This is a genomic window from Microcystis sp. LEGE 08355 (assembly GCF_015207185.1).
In the GTDB taxonomy this organism is placed as follows: Bacteria; Cyanobacteriota; Cyanobacteriia; order Cyanobacteriales; family Microcystaceae; genus Microcystis; species Microcystis panniformis.
The window spans coordinates 1-1,904 of the sequence record NZ_JADEXI010000757.1; the positions used below are offsets into that span (position 1 = coordinate 1).

The window sequence follows — 1,904 nt, forward strand, 5'->3', positions numbered from 1 at the left end:
GGGGTGTGGGGTGTAGGGTTTTACCGATTTTGAGGGGGTCAATTACCTAATTTTCAGGGAAAAAGTCCAGGAATTTTCCCCCCGATCACTCCCATATCCGGTACTTTTTGATTGACAAAAAGTCTAAAAGTCTTACCCAACAAGGTTTTTAGATTTATTCAGCAAGCCCTAATTGAAATTTGTCCACAAAAACTAAGGGTGTGTTAGGAAAATATAAGCACTCTTTTTGACATTTCTTCATATCTATTCAGAAAAATTAACAAAGGATTCTTGACCCTGCAGCTAGGGGAATATTTTATCCTAAAGATATAACTCTGCTGCAGGGGATTTTGTTGCTGACTTCCGCTGCTATTAACATTATGACCCATCAAACTCTCAAACTCGCCGGGATGAGTTGCGCTGGTTGTGCTAATTCGATCGAGCGGATAATTAAATCTATCCCAGGAGTGATTCGATGTCAAGTTAATTTTGGCATGGAACAGGTGGATGTGGACTATGACCCCAAGCGTACCGATCTTAACACTATTCAAGCAAAAGTTAGGGATGCCGGTTTCTGGGCTACACCGATAACAGAAATTAATCTCGAATCCAGGCCAGAAAAAGAACTTCTCCCTAAACTATCGATTGCTATTGTTATTAGTATCATACTTTTTATCGGTTCTTTACCAATGATGACGGGTTTATCTCTATCTTTTATTCCCCATTGGTTACACGATCCTTTACTACAATTAACTCTCGCTACTCCCGTCCAATTTTGGTGTGGTCAAAGTTTTTATAAAAATGCTTGGAAAGCTTTTAAAAATCGCACTGCTACCATGGACACTTTAGTAGTTTTGGGAACCAGTGCCGCCTATTTTTATTCCCTGTTTTTAACCTTCGAGAGCGATTTTATCGAAAAACAGGGGTTTAATTCTCATGTTTACTACGAAGCATCAGCTATTGTCATTACTCTGATTTTACTCGGTCGTTTCCTCGAAAAACGGGCCAGAAAAGAAACGGCTGCCGCGATTAAACAATTAATCGGATTACAGGCCAAAACTGCTAGGGTGATTAGGGAAGAACAGACGCTAGATCTACCAATAGAAGAGGTGAAAGTAGGGGATATAATTTTAGTGCGTCCCGGGGAAAAAATTCCCGTCGATGGCATAATTATCCAAGGCAGTTCTAGCATTGATGAATCGATGGTGACGGGGGAAAGTTTACCCGTGCGAAAAACCGTCAATCAACAGGTAATCGGTGCGACAATTAATAAAACCGGTAGCCTACAAATGCAAGCGTTACGGGTGGGAAAAGATACGGTTTTAGCTCAGATTGTCCGATTAGTGCAAACCGCGCAAACATCAAAAGCACCTATACAAAGATTAGTCGATCGAGTGACTGCTTATTTTGTGCCGGTGGTGATGATTATTGCGGTAATAACTTTCTTATTTTGGATTCTCCGCACGGGTAATCTCACCCTCGCTTTGATTACAATGGTGGAAGTCCTAATTATCGCTTGTCCCTGTGCGCTAGGATTAGCTACACCCACCTCGATTATGGTGGGAACAGGACAGGGAGCAAAACAGGGAATTTTAATTAAAAATGCCGAAAGTTTAGAATTAGCCTATGGTATTACTACTATTGTCCTCGATAAAACGGGAACTCTCACCCAGGGTAAACCAACGGTGACGGACTTCTTGACTCGCGAGGGGGTGGGGGATGGACGGGAATTATCGCTGCTGCAGTTAGTCGTATCGGTGGAGAATCATTCTGAACACCCGTTAGGAGAAGCAATAGTTAGATATGGGCAGTTAAACCAGATTAAAACCCTAGAAGTAACTGAATTTGACTCAATAACCGGGTCAGGAGTGCAGGGGAAAGTCGGGTCAGATTTCGTGCAAATCGGTACACAACAATGGTTAGAA

General features: G+C 42.1%; 1 protein-coding gene. It reads left to right on the forward strand.

What is annotated here, in order from left to right:
• Window positions 1–359 precede the first annotated feature (359 nt).
• The coding region (locus tag IQ242_RS23740; RefSeq protein WP_193961646.1) for a cation-translocating P-type ATPase at window positions 360–1,904 on the forward strand (1,545 nt) is incomplete at its 3' end.